Origin of the sequence: Pseudomonas sp. TH31 (genome assembly GCF_016650815.1) — a bacterium.
Taxonomy (GTDB): Bacteria; Pseudomonadota; Gammaproteobacteria; order Pseudomonadales; family Pseudomonadaceae; genus Aquipseudomonas.
The window spans coordinates 66,157-85,544 of sequence record NZ_JAEKEZ010000028.1; the positions used below are offsets into that span (position 1 = coordinate 66,157).

Sequence of the window (19,388 nt, forward strand, 5' to 3'; positions counted from 1 at the left end):
AGCCGGACGCCCGAAGGGCGGCTAGCATGCCTTGTGTTGTGGCTAAGTGCCAGCCCCTCGCGGCTGGACTGCCTTTCATCATTCAGGTAGCTTTGCCGGTTACGCGGGAGCGTTCCAGCTCCTAGACTCAGGCTTTTTCAGCGCGCACGCCTCGATACCCATCTGGCGAACGACGCGCACAGCCTGGCCCGGGCATCGCCTGCGCTCTGATCATTCATCTGTCACTGACCCAAGGTTCTCCATGGCTCAATACGTCTTCACCATGCATCGGCTGGGCAAAGTTGTTCCGCCGAAGCGGGAAATCCTGAAAAACATTTCGCTGTCGTTCTTCCCCGGCGCCAAGATCGGTGTACTCGGCCTCAACGGTTCGGGTAAGTCCACGCTGTTGAAAATCATGGCCGGCGTTGACACCGAGTTCGACGGCGAAGCCCGTCCGATGCCGGACCTGAACATCGGCTACCTGCCGCAGGAACCGATCCTGGATCCGACCAAGACCGTGCGTGAAGTGGTCGAGGAAGCGGTCAGCGTGATCAAGAACGCTCAGGCGCGCCTGGACGAGGTCTACGCGGCTTACGCTGAAGAAGATGCCGACTTCGACAAACTGGCGGCAGAACAGGCCAAGCTCGAAGCCATCCTGCAAGCCAGCGACGGTCACAACCTGGATCGCCAACTGGAAGTCGCCGCCGATGCGCTGCGTCTGCCGGCGTGGGATGCCAAGGTCGAATTCCTTTCCGGTGGTGAAAAGCGTCGCGTGGCCCTGTGCCGCCTGCTGCTGTCCGCCCCCGACATGCTGCTGCTCGACGAACCAACCAACCACCTGGATGCCGACTCCGTCGCCTGGCTGGAGCACTTCCTGCACGACTTCCCGGGCACTGTGGTAGCGATCACGCACGACCGTTACTTCCTGGACAACGTCGCTGGCTGGATTCTCGAACTCGACCGCGGCGCGGGTATCCCGTACGAGGGCAACTATTCGGGTTGGCTTGAAGCCAAGTCCAATCGTCTGGCTGCCGAATCCAAGCAGCAGTCGGCCCACGAAAAAGCCATGAAGGAAGAACTGGAGTGGGTGCGCCAAGGCGCCAAGGCCCGTCAGTCCAAATCCAAGGCTCGTCTGCAACGCTTTGAAGAAATGCAATCGCAGGAATTCCAGAAGCGCAGCGAAACCAACGAGATCTACATCCCGGCCGGTCCGCGCCTGGGTGACAAGGTCATCGAGTTCAAGAACGTCAGCAAGGGCTACGGCGATCGCGTGTTGATCGACAACCTGTCGTTCTCCATGCCTAAAGGCGCCATCGTTGGCGTGATCGGCGGTAACGGTGCCGGTAAGTCGACCCTGTTCCGTATGCTGATGGGCAAGGAAACACCGGACTCGGGCACCATCGAAGTCGGTGAAACCGTGCAACTGGCCTGCGTCGATCAGAGCCGCGAAGACCTGGACGGCAGCAAGACGGTGTTCCAGCAAATCTCCGACGGTTCGGATCAGATCCGCATCGGCAACTACGAGATCCCGTCGCGGACCTACGTCGGTCGCTTCAACTTCAAGGGTGGCGATCAGCAGAAGTTCGTCAAGGACCTGTCCGGTGGTGAGCGCGGTCGCTTGCACCTGGCCCTGACCCTGAAAGAGGGCGGCAACGTCCTGCTGCTCGACGAACCGTCCAACGACCTCGACGTTGAAACCCTGCGTTCCCTGGAAGAAGCCCTGCTGGACTTCCCGGGCGCCGCCATTGTGATCTCTCACGATCGGTGGTTCCTTGACCGCGTCGCGACTCATATCCTGGCGTACGAAGACGACTCGCAAGCCATCTTCTTCGAAGGTAACTACACCGAGTACGAAGCTGATCGTAAGAAGCGCCTCGGCGAAGCGGCTGCCCAGCCGCACCGTGTACGGCACAAGAAACTGGCCTGATATCGGGTTGGTTGCATGAAAACGGAGCCTTCAGGGGCTCCGTTTTTTTATGGTTTTTCAGTAAGACCGAGGTGCGGCCTTCGCGAGCAAGCCCGCTCCCACATTGGTTTGTGAACGCCACAGATCTAATGTGGGAGCGGGCTTGCTCGCGAAGGCGTCCTCAAGATCACTCAATATCTATGCCCAAAACCTCAATCAACAAATCCCCCGCCGGCCGCTTCCACAGCACTTCATCCCCGACCTGTGCCCCAAGCAACGCCCGACCCAATGGCGATCCCCAATTGATCAGTCCGCTGCCGGCATCTGCCTGATCCTCGCCAACCAATTGCACACGCTGCTCATTACCCTGTTCATCGGCAAACGTCACCCAAGCGCCAATCTGCACTTTGTCGGTTGAAGAGGCCGGTACGACTAGCTGAGCACTTTGCAGTCTTTGGTTGAAATACCGCCAGTCTCGCTCAAGGTCGGCCTGGCGCTGTTTATCGGCCAGTTCGCCCTTCGCACTCTGTTCATCCAGCAGGTTTTGCACCTCGGCGAGCTTTGCCTGAAGCAGGGCCAGCCCTGCCGGGGTGACGTAATTGGGCTGCGCGCTGACCTGCCGTTCCACTGGCTGGTCGGCTTGCGCGGCGGTGTTATCTTCATTGACGAAGGCACGACTCATGGTTTTCTCCCGTTATAGGGTTTGGGCCATGCTCGCAGGGTTTTAGTTTCGACAAATGTCTGTCAACGACCTATTGCGAGCGAAAGGCTCGCGCGGCGTCCTGATCTTTCTGCTGCTGCCAGGCTCTTTCGCGCTCATCCCAATAGTGGCTGCGGTAGTCCTCGCGATCCTGGTTTTCCAGCATCGCCTGGCACTGGCGAAAGCCATCGCTCCAGCCGTCGGCGTACTGCTTGTCCTTGAGATAGCGCGGCACGTTTTTACGGAATTCACCGGTCATCGCCCCGCCAGCCTGACGGCCACTGATGCAACCGTCATCGAAACCATCGGCGAATGCCGGCGGGTAACCCTTGGCGATCAGATCTTCATGAGTCGACTGGCAACCCGCGCACAACAGCAACAACCCCAGCACACCCACGCAACGCCACATTTCAGACTCCCGGCCTTTCGATGGCCTATGCCGAGAAGTCTAGAAGCCGATTCGTCAGACGGTTGTGAAAGGGCTGTGATTAATCTGTTGGCGTCGCCGCCAGGCGGGCATGTTCCGACAGTTCCTGTTCGATGAACGCGGCGATCATGGCGCGGTAAACCTGTTCGGTGACTTCGGGATTCGCGCCTGCGGCTGCGGCCAATGCCCGAACCTTGGCGATGACCTGTTCGACCCTGGCGGGTGCTTTTACCGCGTCGCGGTCTTTCTTGAAGCGAGCGGCTTGCGCCACGTAGGCGCCGCGCTCGGCCAGTAGCGTGACGATCTGGCCATCCAGCCGATCAATATGTTGGCGAACGTCTTCGAGGGAGTTGCAGGTAACAGCCATGTTGGTTGAACTCCATTTTTGGATATTCCCCCGTAGGAGCAAAGCTTGCTCGCGATGGCACCACCTCGGTCAATCTGAATGACCGCGTCGATGCCATCGCGAGCAAGCTTTGCTCCTACGGGGAAGGGGGTCAGTAGTGATACCACTTCACCTCAAGCATCACTTCGTTCTCGGGGAGGCGATGTGACTGAATTCGCGCTGGGCACTCAGCCGCAGGCCCAGGTTGCGCGACAACGCCCACTGCTGATTCAGACTCAGGCTACGGCGCACTTCGCCGTTGGTGAAGAAATCACCCTTGGTTTCCAGGCTGAAGTTGCCCAGCGGGTTCTTCCACAACACGCCGCTGTTGAAGCCGGCCGCCGGCGCGACAAAACCGGCGAAGTCGTTGTTGTGTTCGATGCGCACGGTGCCCAGCGCAAAACCGAGCACGTCTTCACCCAGCTGCCAGGTGCCGCCGGCGCCGCCATTGACGTGGCTGACCAGGGTTTCATCGTCATGTTTGCCCGGCACGCGTTCCAGGCCGCCCGTGACCTGCCACGACAGCGGCTGCAACAGCTCATTGCGCGGCGTCAGCGAACGAATAGTCGCCAGATCCAGTTGCTGCAATTGCCAGTGATTGCCTTCGTACTGGCGCAGTTTCATTTGCAGGATTTCAATTTGTGCGCCCAGCGGGAAGCTCTCGGCGTTGTCGTTGAGGTCGTGATACGCCATGCGCAAACCGTACTCGCCGAACGCCTTGTCGCCCGGGTGCCGAGGCCTGCCTGCCAGGTGCGGGATTCGTGGCCGTCCTCGGGCAGGCCAGGTTGCGGGATTTCCAGCTCCGGCGCGGGGTTCTGGTTGATCGCCCGCAGCAGTTCGAAGCTGCGCTGCGAGCGTTCTGGGTCACGCTCCTGGCCGTTGGCGCGGTAGCGTTCCAAGCGGTAGGCCGCATCGATGATCAACGCTTGGCGTTCGCGCGGTTGAGCCTTGAATGCAGGTGCCTGCAATTGCTTCTGATCGGCGCTGACTTTCAGCACCCATTGCTGTTCTTCAGGATTCAATGGCTCGGCGCGGCTCAGCAATTCTCTTTCGCGTGACGGACGATATTGAATGGACTCCACCAGACCGGCTTCTTTCACCGCTTTGACGGTATCGGTCGGGATTGCGGTCAGCGGGAATTGTTCGGTCAAGCGCAAGCTTGGTCGCGCCACTTGCAGCAGTTCCAGCAGGCGATAAGAGCAGTTTTCGTCGAAGAAGAAATAGTCGAATTGGATCTGCTTCAGCTCCCAGACGTGCTCGACCATGCGCTCGGTTTCTTGCTGGGTCAGGTTCAGTCGGTATTCCCACAGGTCGCGGTTCTCCAGGCTGCGATATTCCGAGAGTTTCTCCTGATAAGGCACCAGCGCAAACAAACCGGGATAGCCCCCATCAACCCTTTCCAGGCATACAGGATGCTGTTGTCCGAACCTTCGATGTAGGCGCCGAAGTTGATTGCGTAACTGAGCAGGGCGGTGTGATCGCTTTGCACGTCAGCCTGGTCGATGCGCAGCAAGGTGTGGCCAAACATCGAGGACGGACTGTTCAGGTACGCCGCCGGGAAAATCATCACCGCGCTATGGGGAGCGACGTCCTTGAACCACTGCTTGAATTCAGTGCAGTCCAGCGTCGGCAGGTCGGTCAGGTTGAGCTGTGCCTTCAACCAGCGAGTCCGGGCCGGGTAGACGCATTGGACGTGCTTTTCGCCGGCAGTGGCCGGGGCGTACAGCGCCTGGACCGTCGCCGCCAGTTCGCGGTCCGGGTGTTCGTTACCGTCGGGGGCGAGGAAGAACTTCTTGTCGCTGACATAGCTGCGCCAGCCGCCGAGCTTGGCGGTTTCGTAGTGGCCCAGGGAAATCCAGAAAGGGTCGTTGGCCAGTTGCTGCAAACGTTGATTGTCGATGTGTGGCGCGGCGGACAGCGGGACGCAGACACAGAGCGCCAGCCAGGCAAGGCGTTTGAGCATAGTGGGCAACTTAAGTCGAAAGAAACAAAGACCCAAAGAGGCGGGTGCCACCTACCCGTAGGAGCTGTCGAGTGCAACGAGGCTGCGATCTTGCCCGGCTCACTTGAGTCTCAAGCGAAAGATCAAAAGATCGCAGCCTCGTTGCACTCGACAGCTCCTACAGTCGGTTGGCATTCCCCAAAGAGGGGCAGGTCCAAAAAACAAAAGCCGCTCCCCGAAAGGAGCGGCCGGGTCGAGCTTAAGCTTGCGTCGCGTACTTGGCCAGGCGTGGATCGTTCTTCAGAACGGCCAGGGTATTGGTATGCACGTCGTCAGCGGTCACGTCAGCCTTGCTGAAGATTTGCTGGAAATGCTCGTGAGTCACGGCGGCGAAGTGCGCACGGTCTTGCGGCGCAACGCCCAGTACCACGGCGTAAGTGGTCAGCGCTTCGCCCTGACCTTTGGCCATGTCTTCGGACAGCTCGTTCATCATGCCATTCATGGCAATCCAGGATTTGCCGCCATAGGTCAGCGACGCATTGGTGGCGCAACCGTTGGTGCCGGACGTCATACCGAACGTCGCGTTACCGGAGGTGCCGTTGGTGGTGGATGCCAGGAAATGCGCCGGGGTGCCACGCTGCCCTTCGAACAGCATGTTGCCCCAACCGCAATCCGGGCCGCCTGGCGCCTGAGCCATGGCGTTGAGGGATACGACGGTGAAGAGAGTACCGAGAAGAATCCGTTTCATAGCTGAGTTCTCTTTGTGTGCATACCAATAGACAAGGGGTTCTGGCGTCACCTCGACGTCAGTGGGCCGGTTATTTAGTTCCAGCCGCGCAGTTTGGAGTTTAGGCACGATCCAGGGGTTCCGTGATTTTTTGCAAATCATTCCCCGCAATCATTGATTTGCGCCCGCCCCGCCTGGGGATGGCGAGTTGTCTATGCTTTGGCTTGAGGCGCGCCTTGCCAGTCGGGTATGGCAGCGCCAGAATGCCGCTATCTGCCCCGCCTGATGTAAGGAAGCCCGATGCCTGATCCTGTTGCTGCCAGCTTGCGTCTAGCGCCCGAAGCGCTGACTCGTCCGTTTTCCGCTGAACAGTTCAGCTTCTCTACCACCAATGATCTGGAGCCCTTCCGCGGTGTACTCGGCCAGGAACGTGCGGTCGAAGCCTTGCAGTTCGGTGTGGCCATGCCACGCCCCGGTTACAACGTATTTGTCATGGGCGAGCCCGGTACTGGCCGGTTCTCGTTCGTCAAACGTTACCTGAAGGCCGAAGGCAAGCGCCTGCAGACCCCGGCGGACTGGGTCTACGTCAATAATTTCGATGAACCGCGCGAACCCCGCGCCCTGGAGTTGCCATCGGGCACTGCCGGTGCCTTCATCGGTGATATCAACGGCTTGATCGACAACCTGCTGGCGACCTTCCCGGCGGTCTTCGAACACCCGTCCTACCAGCAGAAGAAAAGCGCCATCGACCGCGCCTTCAACCAGCGCTACGACCGCGCCCTGGATGTGATCGAGCGCCTGGCGCTGGAGAAAGAAGTCGCGCTTTACCGCGACAGCACCAACATCGCCTTCACCCCGATGAGTGAAGGCAAGGCACTGGATGAAGCCGAATTCGCCCAGTTGCCGGAAGTCGATCGCGAGCGTTTCCACGTCGATATTTCGTGGCTGGAAGAGCGCCTCAACGAAGAGCTCGCCAGCCTGGCGCAATGGAAGCGCGAGTCGAGCAATCAACTGCGCCAGCTCAACGAAGAAACCATCACCCTGGCGTTGCAGCCAATGCTGTCGCCGTTGTCGGAGAAATACGCCGAGAACGCCGCGGTGTGCGGCTACCTGCAAGCCATGCAGGTTTACTTGCTGAAAACCGTGGTCGAGCAACTGGTGGACGACAGCAAGACTGATGCCGTCGCCCGCAAACTGCTGGAAGAGCAATACGCCCCGAGCCTGGTGGTTGGTCATTCCTCCAGTGGCGGCGCACCGGTGGTGTTCGAGCCGCATCCGACCTACGAAAACCTGTTCGGCCGCATCGAGTACAGCACCGATCAGGGCGCGCTCTACACAACTTATCGCCAGCTGCGCCCGGGTGCCTTGCATCGCGCCAATGGCGGCTTTTTGATTCTTGAAGCGGAAAAAATGCTCAGCGAGCCGTTCGTGTGGGATGCGCTCAAGCGCGCCCTGCAATCGCGCAAGCTGAAAATGGAATCGCCGCTGGGTGAGCTGGGTCGTCTGGCCACCGTGACCCTGACGCCGCAACATATTCCGTTGCAGGTCAAAGTCATCATCATCGGCGCCCGGCAGCTCTACTACACGCTGCAGGACCTTGATCCGGACTTCCAGGAGATGTTCCGCGTCCTGGTGGACTTCGACGAAGACATCCCGATGGTCGACGAGAGCCTGGAGCAATTCGCCCAGTTGCTGAAAACCCGTACTTCGGAAGAAGGCATGGCGCCGTTGACCGCGGATGCGGTGGCGCGTCTGGCGACCTACAGCGCTCGCCTGGCGGAACACCAGGGGCGTTTGTCGGCGCGTATTGGCGATCTGTTCCAACTGGTCAGCGAGGCTGACTTCATTCGCGACCTGGCGGGTGACGACATGACCGACGCCGGTCACATCGAACGTGCGCTCAAGGCCAAGGCCACCCGCACCGGGCGTGTTTCGGCGCGGATTCTCGACGACATGCTGGCGGGGATCATCCTGATCGATACCACTGGCGCGGCGGTCGGCAAGTGCAACGGGCTGACAGTGCTGGAGGTCGGTGACTCGGCATTCGGTGTGCCGGCACGGATTTCTGCCACGGTGTACCCCGGTGGCAGCGGCATTGTCGACATCGAGCGCGAGGTCAATCTCGGTCAGCCGATTCACTCCAAGGGTGTGATGATTCTGACCGGTTATCTGGGCAGCCGTTATGCCCAGGAATTCCCGCTGGCGATTTCCGCGAGCATCGCGCTGGAGCAGTCCTACGGCTATGTTGATGGCGACAGTGCGTCGCTGGGCGAGGCGTGCACGCTGATCTCGGCCTTGTCGAAAACCCCGCTCAAGCAGTGCTTTGCCATCACCGGTTCGATCAACCAGTTTGGTGAAGTGCAGGCGGTCGGCGGGGTCAACGAGAAGATCGAAGGCTTCTTCCGCCTCTGCGAAGCGCGCGGGCTGACGGGCGAGCAAGGGGCGATCATTCCGCAAGCCAACGTGGCCACGCTGATGCTCGACGAGAAAGTGCTGTCGGCGGTGCGGGCGGGGCAGTTCCATGTCTACGCCGTGCGTCAGGCTGACGAGGCGCTGAGCCTGTTGGTGGGCGAGCCGGCCGGTGAGCCGGATGCCGATGGCCAGTTCCCTGAAGGCAGTGTCAACGCGCGGGTGGTGGAGCGCTTGCGAGTGATCGCGGAAATGATCAGCGAGGAAGACCTCAAGGAAGCCGAGAAGGAAATCGCGCTGGAGGCGTTGGCCGAAACCAAACCGGCCTGACTTGCCAGGATCGTTCCCTGTAGGAGCGAGGCTTGCCCGCGAAGGCCGCGATGCGGTTTACCTGAATGACCGCGTTATCGTTCTTCGCGGGCAAGCCTTGCTCCTACGGTGGGTTGGTGATTTGCCAAAAAGCGCCATCAGTCTGGCGTCAATATTCACACAATGACCATTCGGCGCCTTCTGGTTTCGCTTTGCTTGCACAGCGAACTTTTCCTCTATTCTCAGCTCAAGGATAAGGACAGTAATCACTGGATCGAAACAGCTTTCCCATGAGGGCTGAATACCGGATCTACCGAGGGTCGCCGCCATGTCGCGCAACCTCTGCCTCACCCGTCAATGCCTGGGTCTTGTGACCCGTATCGAGTGCGCCATCCGCCCATTGGCGGGAGATACGGGCATGTGGACCTTACTCTTCGCCGCCGGAATGGCCGGTGAACAGCCGTCAGCCATCAAGGCCCAAGGCCCGTTCCATGGCCCGTTTGTGGCTGAATCCATCCTCGACACCATCGTTGAAAGCCTGACGCTACATGGCTACGAGCTGGCCGATGACCCGCAAATCTGGTGCCTGCACCTGCAAGCCCAACTGCGGGAAATCAACGGTGGCCGCTGTCGCAGTCTGGGAGGCTTCGACCATTGAGTGCGGTTATTGGGCAGGGTTGGGCGTCTCGGTCTTGTCCAGTTTGACCTCGAAACCATATTCCACGGTGGCGAGGTTGGTGCGCTGGTAGCTCTCCAGCCGAGTGGGCTGGCCATAGAAGTAATGCACGCCGAATAGCGCGGGTCCTTCTGTGCTCGCGTCATGGCTGACCGAAAGAATCTCCTTCAGATAGTTACCGCTGTCGTCCTTGGCGAAAAAGCGCCAGTCCTGAGCGGGAAAAACCTTCAGGTCGACTACCAGCGCGTTGCCTTTGAGCTCCAGGCCTTTGGGCAGTTGGTGCGCGTCGAGGGTTTTCTGTTCGACCGTGGCCAGGAACAGCGGCATGGAACCCACCGCGAAGGCCGGGGTTTCCGGAAACAGGTTCAGATCGTAGGTGATCGTGCCGCGCAACGGGTCAACCTGATAAGCCTCTGTCGGCAGTTCGATCGGTCCATCGCGCTTGCCGTTATCGCCCGCCGTAAAGAACGTGACCGGGCTGTCAGCTGGGCTGAAGGAAGTACCGAGCAGTTCGTCATTGAAGGTACGGATGTGCTCGAACTCAATACGCGAAGCACTTGAATCATCCACCGACTGAGTGATGCTGACGTTCTTCTGCAATTGTTCCTCGGTCAAGGTCGCGCCCTTGAGCCAGGTCGTCGCCTGATCGTCATACACCACCACCGGCACTGACAGTGGCTGGATGGCTTTCTCCGTGGTGTTCGGGTCAAACCTGAGGACAGGCAGTTGCAGGTCCCTGCGGGTTACCGTGGCGGCCGAGAAGTCGAGCACGCTGACTTCCAGCGTGTCGACGCTACCGTTGAAGTAAACCCGGGTGTAATGATGGTTTTGTTGTTCGAAGGCTTGCTGCTCATCCTTGAGCTGCTTTTCGAACGTGTCGCTCCAGGCCGTTTGCGCCTGCATCTCCCCTAACTGCTTTTCGTAGAACGCGATTTGCGCGGCGCTTTCGTTGATCGATCCCGAGTGGGACAGAAAGCCTCCGGTCGTATCCCTGGCCTGGACGATCAACGGGTTGAGCGGGGTTTCGCGGACTTCCGGTATCAGCGGCGCGGTGTTGCTCAGTTCAAGCTCTGCCACGTTGTTGTCGAGGCTGAGCAACGTCACGCTGATGTTGTCGTCGACGCGGGCCTTGCCCACATCCTTTTTCGTCAGCGCTACCGTGAACACCCGGTGAGGGGCGATCACTTCAGCTTTACCTTTGAGCATCAACGGTTGCGGTTGTTTTTTGTTGTCGACCTCCAGACCTTCGATGAACGGGTAGGTCACCGTCAGATCGTCCGGATTATCGACGTTGGAACTCGAGGGGCTGAGCTGAATGCCCGGATCGGTTTCCGACCATTCGGGCTGGAAAGAGATCACTTTTTTGTTGCTAAGGGTTACTGACTGCCATTCCAGCCCGTGGGGGAAAGGGAACTGTGCAGGCATGGTGAAGCTGAAAGGGAACACCGGCGACAGATCGGTCAGGTAATCGGAGCTTGAGGGTTTACGCAGAACAAACAGGCCATCGAGGTAGGTGTCGACCAGGGCCTGAGGGGTTGGGTAGTGTTTGAGCAGGCGCATGGCGTCTTCGCCATATTCCGTTTCTATCGGTTTGGTCTTGAGCTTCAGTTCTGCGCGTTCAAGCAACAGCAGCGAGCCACCGAGGTCAGCGACGGCGTCCTTGAGCTTCTGATCCGCAATGGCATCCAGGGATTTCTCGAATTGCGCGGTTCTTTCTTCGAGGCTGACGGTCTTTTTTTCATCGGCGGGTGAACAGCCGTTGAGCAGTAGCATCACGCCAAAAACGGCACTCGTTAAAGGTAATCGCACATCCATTTCCTGTCTTCCTGTCCGGTGTCGCTAACCTGTCATTGGTTTGGACACTAGCAGAAAAACTTCGTCATACATGCGCAGGTTGCGGATTTTCGGGCGGTTTCTGGGTGTAACGGGCGGCTGTTATACTCGCCGCCATTTACCAGCCCTTGTGTGAGATTCAATGGAACGCTTTATCGAAAATGCAATGTACGCCTCCCGCTGGCTGCTGGCACCGATCTACTTCGGTTTGTCCCTGGGCTTGTTGGCGCTGGCGTTGAAGTTTTTCCAGGAAGTCTTCCATGTCATCCCCAACGTCTTCTCGATGGCGGAATCGGACTTGATCCTGGTGCTGCTGTCGTTGATCGACATGGCGCTGGTGGGCGGCTTGCTGGTGATGGTGATGATCTCCGGCTATGAGAACTTCGTGTCCGAACTGGACATTGACGAGGGCAAAGAGAAACTCAACTGGTTGGGCACCATGGATTCGTCTTCGCTGAAGATGAAAGTGGCCGCCTCGATCGTGGCGATTTCGTCGATCCACCTGTTGCGGGTTTTCATGGACGCCAAGAACGTCGATCCCGAGCATCTGAAGTGGTACGTCATCATTCACATGACCTTCGTGGTGTCGGCGTTTGCGATGGGGTATCTGGATAAGCTGACCAAGCACTGATCTCTGGCCTGTAGGAGCAAGGCTTGCCGCGATTGGGGAGACTCGGTATCTCTGATGTCAAGTCCGCTATTGCGAGCAAGCTTTGCTCCTACACATCGTGGTGTTTTGCGAAACAGACAAGCGGTGTAACTCGTGACTTGTACTTTGATGCGCCGAAGCCTATCCCTGTAAGTATCTTGGTCCGCCACTGTTTGAGGTGCGCTCATGAACTTGCAAGAATTAAATGCCTACGCGATCGCCGGGAAGGTCGATGAGCTGAACCTGATCTCACTGGAAGGCGGGATCTACCTGCTGGAGGCGCGCATGCATGGCGCGGCGTATCCGTTGAGTGATGCCCGCGGCCAGATGTTTCACCTGCGTTCGGTCGAGCATGCACGTGAAGTGCTCCACGCCTGTCCCGCCGTACGGTTCAACCTTGTGCACACTTCGGTTCACGACGAAATGTGCGGGCTCGGCGACAGTGCGCAGGAAAGCCTGAAGGTGCCGATCGCCTTTCGTAGTACATGGCAGCACTGACGCCCTCATCAATACCACGGCATCTGTGCTAGTCTGCTCGCCCTTTTGGTTCCGGGCGCTCCGGGATGCGCTGTGCACGCACGGCAAGTTCCAGGGCTGTCCGCACAGCGGAGCAGTGTCATGTCCGAAGTAAATCTGTCCACCGACGAAACCCGCGTCAGCTACGGTATCGGCCGTCAGTTGGGCGACCAACTGCGCGACAACCCGCCACCGGGCGTTAACCTGGATTCGATCCTGGCTGGCCTGACTGATGCGTTCGCCGGTAAGCCAAGCCGTGTGGGTCAGGAAGAAATGTCCGCCAGCTTCAAAGTGATCCGCGAGATCATGCAAGCCGAAGCGGCTGCCAAAGCTGAAGCCGCTGCTGGCGAAGGCCTGGCATTCCTGGCTGAAAACGCCAAGCGTGACGGCATCACCACCCTGGCTTCCGGCCTGCAATTCGAAGTACTGACTCAAGGTGAAGGCGCCAAGCCGACCCGTGAAGATCAAGTGCGCACTCACTACCATGGCACCCTGATCGACGGCACTGTGTTCGACAGCTCCTACGAGCGCGGCGAGCCTGCAGAATTCCCGGTTGGCGGCGTGATCGCTGGTTGGAGCGAAGCCCTGCAACTGATGAACGCCGGCAGCAAATGGCGTCTGTACGTGCCGAGCGAACTGGCTTACGGCGCTCAAGGCGTTGGCAGCATTGCACCGCACAGCGTACTGGTATTCGACGTCGAGCTGCTCGACGTTCTGTAAGACCGTGATCCCGTGATCCTGCGGTCGCGTGATCAACGTCATCCTGCAGGAGCGAGGCTTGCCCGCGAAGGCGTCAACTCGGTTTCAAGTTGGAACCGAGTTGCCTGGTTCGCGAACAAGCTTCGCTCCTACAGGGTTTTTAGCGTTACTCATACTTCGAGCTTATGGTGCAGTTCACTGGTCGGGCGCAACGCCCGGGCATAGCAGAACAGAAACAGATTACGCACCAGTTCCTTGAGCACGACCGGCTCGCTGGAACTCAAGCCGCTGACGTCCAGATCACCCTGATCCTGCAGCTCGCTCAAGGCTTCCTCTTCAAGTACCGCACAAACTTCCCCGGTTTCCCGATGCAGGATCCTGAGGTAAGGGTGTGGGCGGTCCAGCCAGGCATCGATCAAATAAGTCATGGGTCTCATCTCCGTTGATTGGTTTCAATGAGAATAATTCTTATTCATCAAATAGCAAGGACCTATTGGCAGTTTGCAGGTTTTTAAGGGTAAAGGTTGCGTAAGGTCAAAACGGCTGGCGTTTGGCTACTGCGGGGGTGTGGGCGAAGCGGGGGAGGGCGAAGCACCACCCCGCGCCGGGCGCGGGATGGAAGACAACAGAATCAGACTTTTCTGACGAACTCGGATTTGAGCTTCATTGGGCCGATGCCGTCGATCTTGCAGTCGATGTCGTGATCACCATCGCACAGACGAATGTTCTTGACCTTGGTGCCGACCTTGACCACCAGGGAGGTGCCCTTGACCTTGAGGTCCTTGATCACGGTGATGGTGTCGCCGTCCTGCAGGACATTGCCCACCGAGTCCTTCTTCACGGTGTCATCGGACGCCACTTCAGCTTCGCCGCTGGCGGACCATTCGTGGGCGCACTCCGGGCAGATCAGCTGTGCGCCGTCTTCGTAGGTGTATTCGGAATTGCATTTCGGGCAGGGTGGCAACGTGCTCACTAAGGCTCCTTGGTTTGAGGATCGCTAAAAGTCGCACATTATATAGGGTTTTATCGTGCGAGGGGCAGACAGCAAAAGATCGCAGCCTTCGGCAGCTCCTACAGGGTGCACATTCCCATGTAGGAGCTGCCGAAGGCTGCGATCTTTTGATCTTGCTGTTGCTGCAATCAGTGCGTACGGGCTACTGCAAACTCGCTTAATTCAACCAGTGCGTCGCGATACTCGCTGGCCGGCAGGGCGTCGAGGCATTTGATTGCACGGGCCACGTAATCACGGGCCAGTTGCGCGGTGTACTCCAGCGAGCCGGACGCTTCAACAGCCTCGCGGATGCTTTCGAGGTCTTCGATGCCACCTTTCTGGATCGCCTGGCGCACCAGTGCGGCCTGTTCGGGCGTACCCTCGCGCATGGTGTAGATCAGCGGCAGGGTCGGCTTGCCTTCGGCCAGATCGTCACCGACGTTCTTGCCCAGGGTTTCTGCATCACCTTTGTAATCCAGCAAGTCGTCGACCAATTGGAAAGCGACGCCCAGGTGATCACCGAAGGTGCGCAGCGCTTCGCTCTGTTCCGACGTGGCTTCGCACAAGGCGGCAGCACTGTGGGTCGAGGCTTCGAAGAGCATCGCGGTTTTACCGCGGATGACTTCCATGTAGGTTTCTTCGGTGGTGCTGGCGTCACGGATCTTCGACAGTTGCAGCACTTCGCCTTCGGCGATGATCCGCGTGGCTTGCGAAAGGATCTTCATCACCGGCATGGAGCCCAGTTCGACCATCATTTCGAAGGAGCGCGAATACAGGAAGTCGCCCACCAGCACGCTTGGGGCATTGCCCCACATGGCGTTGGCGGTCGAGCGGCCACGGCGCATGCCGGACATGTCGACCACGTCGTCATGCAGCAGGGTGGCGGTGTGCAGGAACTCGATAGTGGCGGCCAGCAGGCGCAAGTCGTCACCTTCGCGACCCAGGGCCTTGCCACACAGCAATACGAGTAGAGGGCGCAGGCGCTTACCGCCGGCCGAGGTAATGTAGTCGCCGATTTTCGATACCAGCGGCACTCGGGAAGTCAGCTGCTTCTTGATGATGCCGTCGACGGCGCTAAAATCGTCCGCCACCGCGCGGTAGAAAGCTTGGGGTTGCATCAGCGACAGTTGCTCCAGAAGGGTTGCGCGGCATGCTAGGACCCACGTCCGGACCTGTCAAGGCGCGATGGACGGCCACTTGCAACACTTCGGCAGCTTGCGTACAATCGCGCACCCTGAACTTCCTGGGCAGCACCTGCCTTACGCAATTGCAATCAGGCCTTCCAGCCCTATGCAGCCATGCCAGCCAATACCTCTTCTTATAAAGAGCTGGGTGAGCAGGATTATCGGAGAAATACCATGTCGTACGCAGTAATTGTTACTGGTGGCAAGCAATACAAGGTCGCCCCAGGTGAATACCTGAAGATCGAAAAACTGGAAATCGCTACCGGCGAATCCGTTACTTTTGATCGCGTTCTGTTGGTCGCTAATGGCGATGACGTGAACATCGGCGCTCCAGTTGTTCCTGGCGCTACCGTTGTGGCTGAAGTGATCTCCCAAGGTCGTCACGATAAAATCCGCATCATCAAGTTCCGTCGTCGTAAGCACCACATGAAGCGTATGGGCCACCGCCAGTGGTACACCGAGATCAAAATCACCGGTATTCAGGCTTAATTTCAGCCTAATTCCTCACTAGGAGAATTGACTCATGGCACACAAAAAAGCTGGTGGTAGTACCCGTAACGGTCGCGACTCAGAAGCCAAACGCCTTGGCGTGAAGATGTATGGCGGCCAGGTTATCATTCCGGGCAACATCATCGTGCGTCAGCGCGGCACCCAATTCCACGCCGGTTACGGTGTTGGCATGGGTAAAGATCACACTCTGTTCGCTAAAATCGACGGCGTGATCAAGTTTGAAGTAAAAGGCGCTTTCAATCGCCGTTACGTGAGCATTGTCCCGAAGACTGCAGTCGTCGCGGCATAATTACGTAGATGCTGGAAAAGCCCTGTCTCGCGACGGGGCTTTTTCGTTTGTGGGGTGAGTCTCTTGCAAAGCTGTTTGTGATGGGCGAAAGCAGCTGGATTTGCGGTAGTTGCTTGAGGTCGCTGCGCTCATTTTTGCAAGAGTCTTATGTCTTAGTGTTTTTAGGCTCGTCCGTATGACGAGAGGCGTTTTGTTATGAAGTTTGTTGATGAAGTATCTATTCGAGTAAAGGCTGGCGACGGCGGCAACGGTTGCATGAGCTTTCGTCGCGAAAAATTCATTGAAAACGGTGGCCCGAACGGCGGTGACGGTGGTGATGGCGGCTCGGTCTACATGATCGCCGACGAAAACCTCAACACCCTGGTGGACTACCGCTACACCCGGCACTTCGATGCCGAGCGCGGTTCCAACGGCGGCAGCACTGACTGCACCGGTAAAAAAGGTGAAGAGCTGGTACTGCGCGTTCCAGTCGGCACGACCGTTATCGACTCCGCCACTCAGGAAGTCATTGGTGACCTGACCAAGGCCGGCCAGCGTCTGCTGGTGGCTCATGGCGGCTGGCACGGTCTGGGTAACACCCGTTTCAAATCCAGTACCAACCGTGCTCCGCGTCAGACCACTCCGGGTAAGCCGGGTGAGGCGCGTGATCTCAAGCTGGAAATGAAAGTGTTGGCGGACGTTGGCCTGCTGGGCTTGCCGAACGCTGGCAAAAGTACCTTTATCCGTTCGGTCTCGGCCGCCAAGCCGAAAGTTGCTGACTACCCGTTCACCACGTTGGTGCCGAACCTGGGCGTGGTCTCCGTCGATCGTTGGAAAAGCTTCGTGGTCGCGGACATCCCGGGGCTGATCGAAGGCGCTTCCGACGGCGCGGGCCTGGGGATTCGCTTCCTCAAGCACTTGTCGCGTACCCGTCTGCTGCTGCACCTCGTGGACATGGCGCCGCTCGATGACGCCAGTGCGCCGGATGCTGCTGAAGTCATCGTCAGCGAGCTGACCAAGTTCAGCCCGTCCCTGGCTGAGCGTGATCGCTGGTTGGTGCTGAACAAGTGCGACCAGATCCTTGAAGAAGAGCACGATGAGCGCGTCAAGGAGATCGTTGATCGCCTGGAGTGGACTGGTCCGGTCTACGTGATCTCGGCCATCTCCAAGCTGGGTACCGAGCGTCTGTGTCACGACATCATGCGTTACATGGAAGATCGTGCTGATCGCCTGGCGAACGACCCGGCCTACAAGGAAGAGTTGGCCGACCTCGATCAGCGCATCGAAGACGAAGCCCGTGCTCAGTTGCAGGCCTTGGATGACCAGCGTGCCCTGCGCCGTAGCGGCGTGAAGTCGGTCCATGACATCGGCGACGATGATTGGGATGAAGAAGATGTGGATGACGAAGACGGTCCGGAAATCATTTACGTGCGTGACTGATTCGTTGCGATAGACTTAAACGCCGCTCTCTGGAGCGGCGTTTTAGTATCTGGAAATCGGTAGTCACCGAATAACGTTATGGGCAGCGCTGGGTCGCGCTGTCCTCAAACTAAGGTTGAAGATGATGCGGAGCAAGGTGACAGGTGCGCAGCGTTGGGTCGTGAAGATCGGCAGCGCTTTGCTGACGGCGGACGGCAAGGGCCTGGATCGCGCGGCAATGGGTGTCTGGGTTGAGCAGATGGTGGCCTTGCATGAGGCGGGCGTCGAGCTGGTGCTGGTGTCCTCCGGGGCAGTGGCTGCTGGCATGAGCCGTCTGGGCTGGACCGTGCGACCCAGTGCAATGCACGAGTTGCAGGCAGCTGCCGCCATCGGTCAGATGGGGTTGGTGCAGGCCTGGGAGTCGAGCTTCGGCGAGCATGGCCGGCATACCGCGCAGATTCTCCTGACGCACGACGACCTGTCCGACCGCAAGCGCTACCTGAATGCCCGCAGTACCTTGCGCGCGCTGGTCGAGCTCAAGGTCATTCCGGTGATCAACGAGAATGACACCGTGGTCACTGACGAAATTCGTTTCGGCGACAACGACACGCTGGCGGCGCTGGTGGCCAACCTGGTCGAGGCTGACCTGTTGGTGATCCTGACCGATCGTGACGGCATGTTCGACGCTGATCCGCGCAACAACCCTGACGCCAAGCTGATTTATGAAGCGCGCGCTGATGATCCGGCGCTGGATGCGGTGGCGGGCGGTACGGGTGGTGCGCTGGGTCGTGGCGGCATGCAGACCAAGTTGCGTGCGGCGCGCCTGGCGGCACGTTCCGGTGCCCACACCATCATCGTCGGCGGACGCATTGATCGCGTGCTGGATCGTCTCAAGGCTGGCGAGCGCATCGGCACCTTGCTGTCGCCTGAGCGCGGTATGTTGGCGGCGCGCAAGCAGTGGCTGGCCGGGCATCTGCAAACCCGCGGTACCCTCGTGTTGGATGCGGGGGCGGTGACGGCGCTGTCACAGGGCAATAAAAGTTTGCTGCCGGTGGGTGTCAAGCTGGTTCAGGGTAGTTTCCGTCGTGGCGAAATGGTGGTGTGTGTAGCGCCGGACGGTCGAGAAATCGCCCGCGGCCTCGCTAACTACAGCGCCCTTGAGGCACAAAAAATCATCGGTCAGTCGTCTGAGGCGATTGTCGGTTTATTGGGGTATATGGCGGAGCCGGAGCTGGTTCACCGCGATAACCTGATTCTGGTCTGAAGGAATATCTGAATGCGCGTGGCAAAAGGATTGTTGGGGCTGCTGCTGGCAATGCCGCTGCTGGCCTCGGCCGAGGAAATTGGCCAAGTGTCGACGGTGTTCAAATTTGTCGGCCCGAATGACCGCATCGTGGTTGAGGCTTTCGACGATCCGAAGGTCGATGGTGTGACCTGCTACCTGTCGCGTGCCAAAACTGGCGGGGTGAAGGGTGGCTTGGGTCTGGCTGAAGATCGCGCTGAAGCGTCTTTGGCTTGCCGCCAGGTTGGGCCGATCAACTTCAAGGGCGAGCTGAAGGATGGCGAGGAGGTGTTCAAGGAGCGCACTTCGCTGGTCTTCAAGACCATGCAGGTAGTGCGGTTCCTCGACAAGAAGCGCAATACGCTGGTGTACCTGGTCTATAGCGATCGCTTGATCGAAGGCAGTCCGCAGAACGCGGTGACGGCGATCCCGATCTTGCCGTGGGCTCACGCTCAATAAGTTAGTGCCGATCCAGAATGTGGGAGCGGGCTTGCTCGCGAAAGCCGTGTGTCAGTCAATACAGATGTCGATTGATGCGCCGCCTTCGCGAGCAAGCCCGCTCCCACATTTTTTTGTG

The 19,388-nt window shown here is 58.7% G+C and carries 19 protein-coding genes and 1 pseudogene; 11 read left to right on the forward strand and 9 right to left on the reverse strand.

The window, feature by feature from the left end; genetic code table 11:
* Nucleotides 1-241: 241 nt before the first annotated feature.
* Nucleotides 242-1,906 carry an energy-dependent translational throttle protein EttA gene (gene ettA / locus JFV26_RS18685; RefSeq protein ID WP_201194561.1) on the forward strand — a complete coding sequence of 555 codons (1,665 nt, stop codon included), beginning with the start codon at nucleotides 242-244 and terminating at the stop codon, nucleotides 1,904-1,906.
* Between the two features lie 166 nt (nucleotides 1,907-2,072).
* On the opposite strand, the gene JFV26_RS18690 is transcribed toward ettA, so the two are convergent.
* From JFV26_RS18690 to JFV26_RS18710, 5 genes and pseudogenes are all read right to left on the reverse strand, one after another.
* Nucleotides 2,073-2,567, reverse strand: a complete 495-nt coding sequence (locus tag JFV26_RS18690) for a GreA/GreB family elongation factor (RefSeq protein WP_201194564.1) — start codon at nucleotides 2,565-2,567, stop codon at nucleotides 2,073-2,075.
* A gap of 70 nt (nucleotides 2,568-2,637) precedes the next feature.
* Nucleotides 2,638-2,994, reverse strand: coding sequence for a hypothetical protein (locus JFV26_RS18695; protein WP_201194566.1), 357 nt, complete (start codon nucleotides 2,992-2,994; stop codon nucleotides 2,638-2,640).
* A gap of 79 nt (nucleotides 2,995-3,073) precedes the next feature.
* The gene (locus tag JFV26_RS18700; RefSeq protein ID WP_201194567.1) at nucleotides 3,074-3,379 is read right to left on the reverse strand and encodes a chorismate mutase; all 306 of its coding nucleotides are present in this window, start codon (nucleotides 3,377-3,379) and stop codon (nucleotides 3,074-3,076) included.
* Nucleotides 3,380-3,509: 130 nt separating this feature from the next.
* Nucleotides 3,510-5,360, reverse strand: a pseudogene (locus JFV26_RS34980) (Lnb N-terminal periplasmic domain-containing protein).
* Between the two features lie 238 nt (nucleotides 5,361-5,598).
* Entirely contained in the window at nucleotides 5,599-6,087 is a 489-nt protein-coding gene (locus tag JFV26_RS18710; protein WP_201194568.1) for a DUF3015 domain-containing protein, read from the reverse strand.
* A gap of 279 nt (nucleotides 6,088-6,366) precedes the next feature.
* Between JFV26_RS18710 and JFV26_RS18715 the strand changes: the two genes are divergently transcribed.
* Both JFV26_RS18715 and JFV26_RS18720 read left to right on the forward strand, forming a co-directional pair.
* Nucleotides 6,367-8,805, forward strand: a complete 2,439-nt coding sequence (locus JFV26_RS18715) for a Lon protease family protein (protein WP_201194569.1) — start codon at nucleotides 6,367-6,369, stop codon at nucleotides 8,803-8,805.
* 307 nt (nucleotides 8,806-9,112) lie between these two features.
* Nucleotides 9,113-9,442, forward strand: a complete 330-nt coding sequence (locus tag JFV26_RS18720) for a PA4575 family protein (protein WP_201194570.1) — start codon at nucleotides 9,113-9,115, stop codon at nucleotides 9,440-9,442.
* A gap of 6 nt (nucleotides 9,443-9,448) precedes the next feature.
* Here JFV26_RS18720 and JFV26_RS18725 read toward each other — a convergent pair whose 3' ends face one another.
* Nucleotides 9,449-11,275, reverse strand: coding sequence for a hypothetical protein (locus JFV26_RS18725; RefSeq protein WP_201194572.1), 1,827 nt, complete (start codon nucleotides 11,273-11,275; stop codon nucleotides 9,449-9,451).
* A gap of 160 nt (nucleotides 11,276-11,435) precedes the next feature.
* Here JFV26_RS18725 and JFV26_RS18730 point away from each other — a divergent pair, with 160 nt between their 5' ends.
* The 3 genes from JFV26_RS18730 (at nucleotide 11,436) to JFV26_RS18740 (ending at nucleotide 13,178) form a co-directional block, all read left to right on the forward strand.
* Nucleotides 11,436-11,924 carry a TIGR00645 family protein gene (locus JFV26_RS18730; RefSeq protein ID WP_201194574.1) on the forward strand — a complete coding sequence of 163 codons (489 nt, stop codon included), beginning with the start codon at nucleotides 11,436-11,438 and terminating at the stop codon, nucleotides 11,922-11,924.
* A gap of 204 nt (nucleotides 11,925-12,128) precedes the next feature.
* Nucleotides 12,129-12,440 carry a DUF6482 family protein gene (locus JFV26_RS18735; protein WP_201194576.1) on the forward strand — a complete coding sequence of 104 codons (312 nt, stop codon included), beginning with the start codon at nucleotides 12,129-12,131 and terminating at the stop codon, nucleotides 12,438-12,440.
* Between the two features lie 120 nt (nucleotides 12,441-12,560).
* Nucleotides 12,561-13,178, forward strand: a complete 618-nt coding sequence (locus JFV26_RS18740) for an FKBP-type peptidyl-prolyl cis-trans isomerase (protein WP_201194578.1) — start codon at nucleotides 12,561-12,563, stop codon at nucleotides 13,176-13,178.
* Nucleotides 13,179-13,327: 149 nt separating this feature from the next.
* Here the strand turns inward: JFV26_RS18740 and JFV26_RS18745 are convergent, their stop codons facing one another.
* From JFV26_RS18745 to JFV26_RS18755, 3 genes are all read right to left on the reverse strand, one after another.
* Nucleotides 13,328-13,585, reverse strand: coding sequence for a PA4570 family protein (locus tag JFV26_RS18745; RefSeq protein WP_201194580.1), 258 nt, complete (start codon nucleotides 13,583-13,585; stop codon nucleotides 13,328-13,330).
* A gap of 203 nt (nucleotides 13,586-13,788) precedes the next feature.
* A complete protein-coding gene (locus tag JFV26_RS18750) occupies nucleotides 13,789-14,130 on the reverse strand; it encodes a zinc ribbon domain-containing protein YjdM (protein WP_007901863.1) in 342 nt (113 codons plus the stop codon).
* Between the two features lie 167 nt (nucleotides 14,131-14,297).
* Nucleotides 14,298-15,266, reverse strand: a complete 969-nt coding sequence (locus JFV26_RS18755) for a polyprenyl synthetase family protein (protein ID WP_201194582.1) — start codon at nucleotides 15,264-15,266, stop codon at nucleotides 14,298-14,300.
* Between the two features lie 240 nt (nucleotides 15,267-15,506).
* On the opposite strand from JFV26_RS18755, the gene rplU reads away from it, so the two are divergent.
* From rplU to JFV26_RS18780, 5 genes are all read left to right on the forward strand, one after another.
* Nucleotides 15,507-15,821 (forward strand): 50S ribosomal protein L21, encoded by a 315-nt coding sequence (gene rplU, locus JFV26_RS18760; protein WP_003443915.1) that lies wholly within the window; start codon nucleotides 15,507-15,509, stop codon nucleotides 15,819-15,821.
* Between the two features lie 34 nt (nucleotides 15,822-15,855).
* On the forward strand, nucleotides 15,856-16,131 hold the full coding sequence (gene rpmA / locus JFV26_RS18765) for a 50S ribosomal protein L27 (protein ID WP_046048788.1): 276 nt from the start codon (nucleotides 15,856-15,858) through the stop codon (nucleotides 16,129-16,131).
* Between the two features lie 195 nt (nucleotides 16,132-16,326).
* Nucleotides 16,327-17,550 carry an Obg family GTPase CgtA gene (gene cgtA / locus JFV26_RS18770; RefSeq protein ID WP_150744295.1) on the forward strand — a complete coding sequence of 408 codons (1,224 nt, stop codon included), beginning with the start codon at nucleotides 16,327-16,329 and terminating at the stop codon, nucleotides 17,548-17,550.
* Between the two features lie 124 nt (nucleotides 17,551-17,674).
* Nucleotides 17,675-18,793: a glutamate 5-kinase gene (proB, locus tag JFV26_RS18775; RefSeq protein WP_201194678.1), complete on the forward strand. Its 1,119-nt coding sequence runs from the start codon at nucleotides 17,675-17,677 to the stop codon at nucleotides 18,791-18,793.
* Nucleotides 18,794-18,805: 12 nt separating this feature from the next.
* Entirely contained in the window at nucleotides 18,806-19,270 is a 465-nt protein-coding gene (locus tag JFV26_RS18780) for a CreA family protein (protein WP_201194584.1), read from the forward strand.
* Nucleotides 19,271-19,388 lie beyond the last annotated feature (118 nt).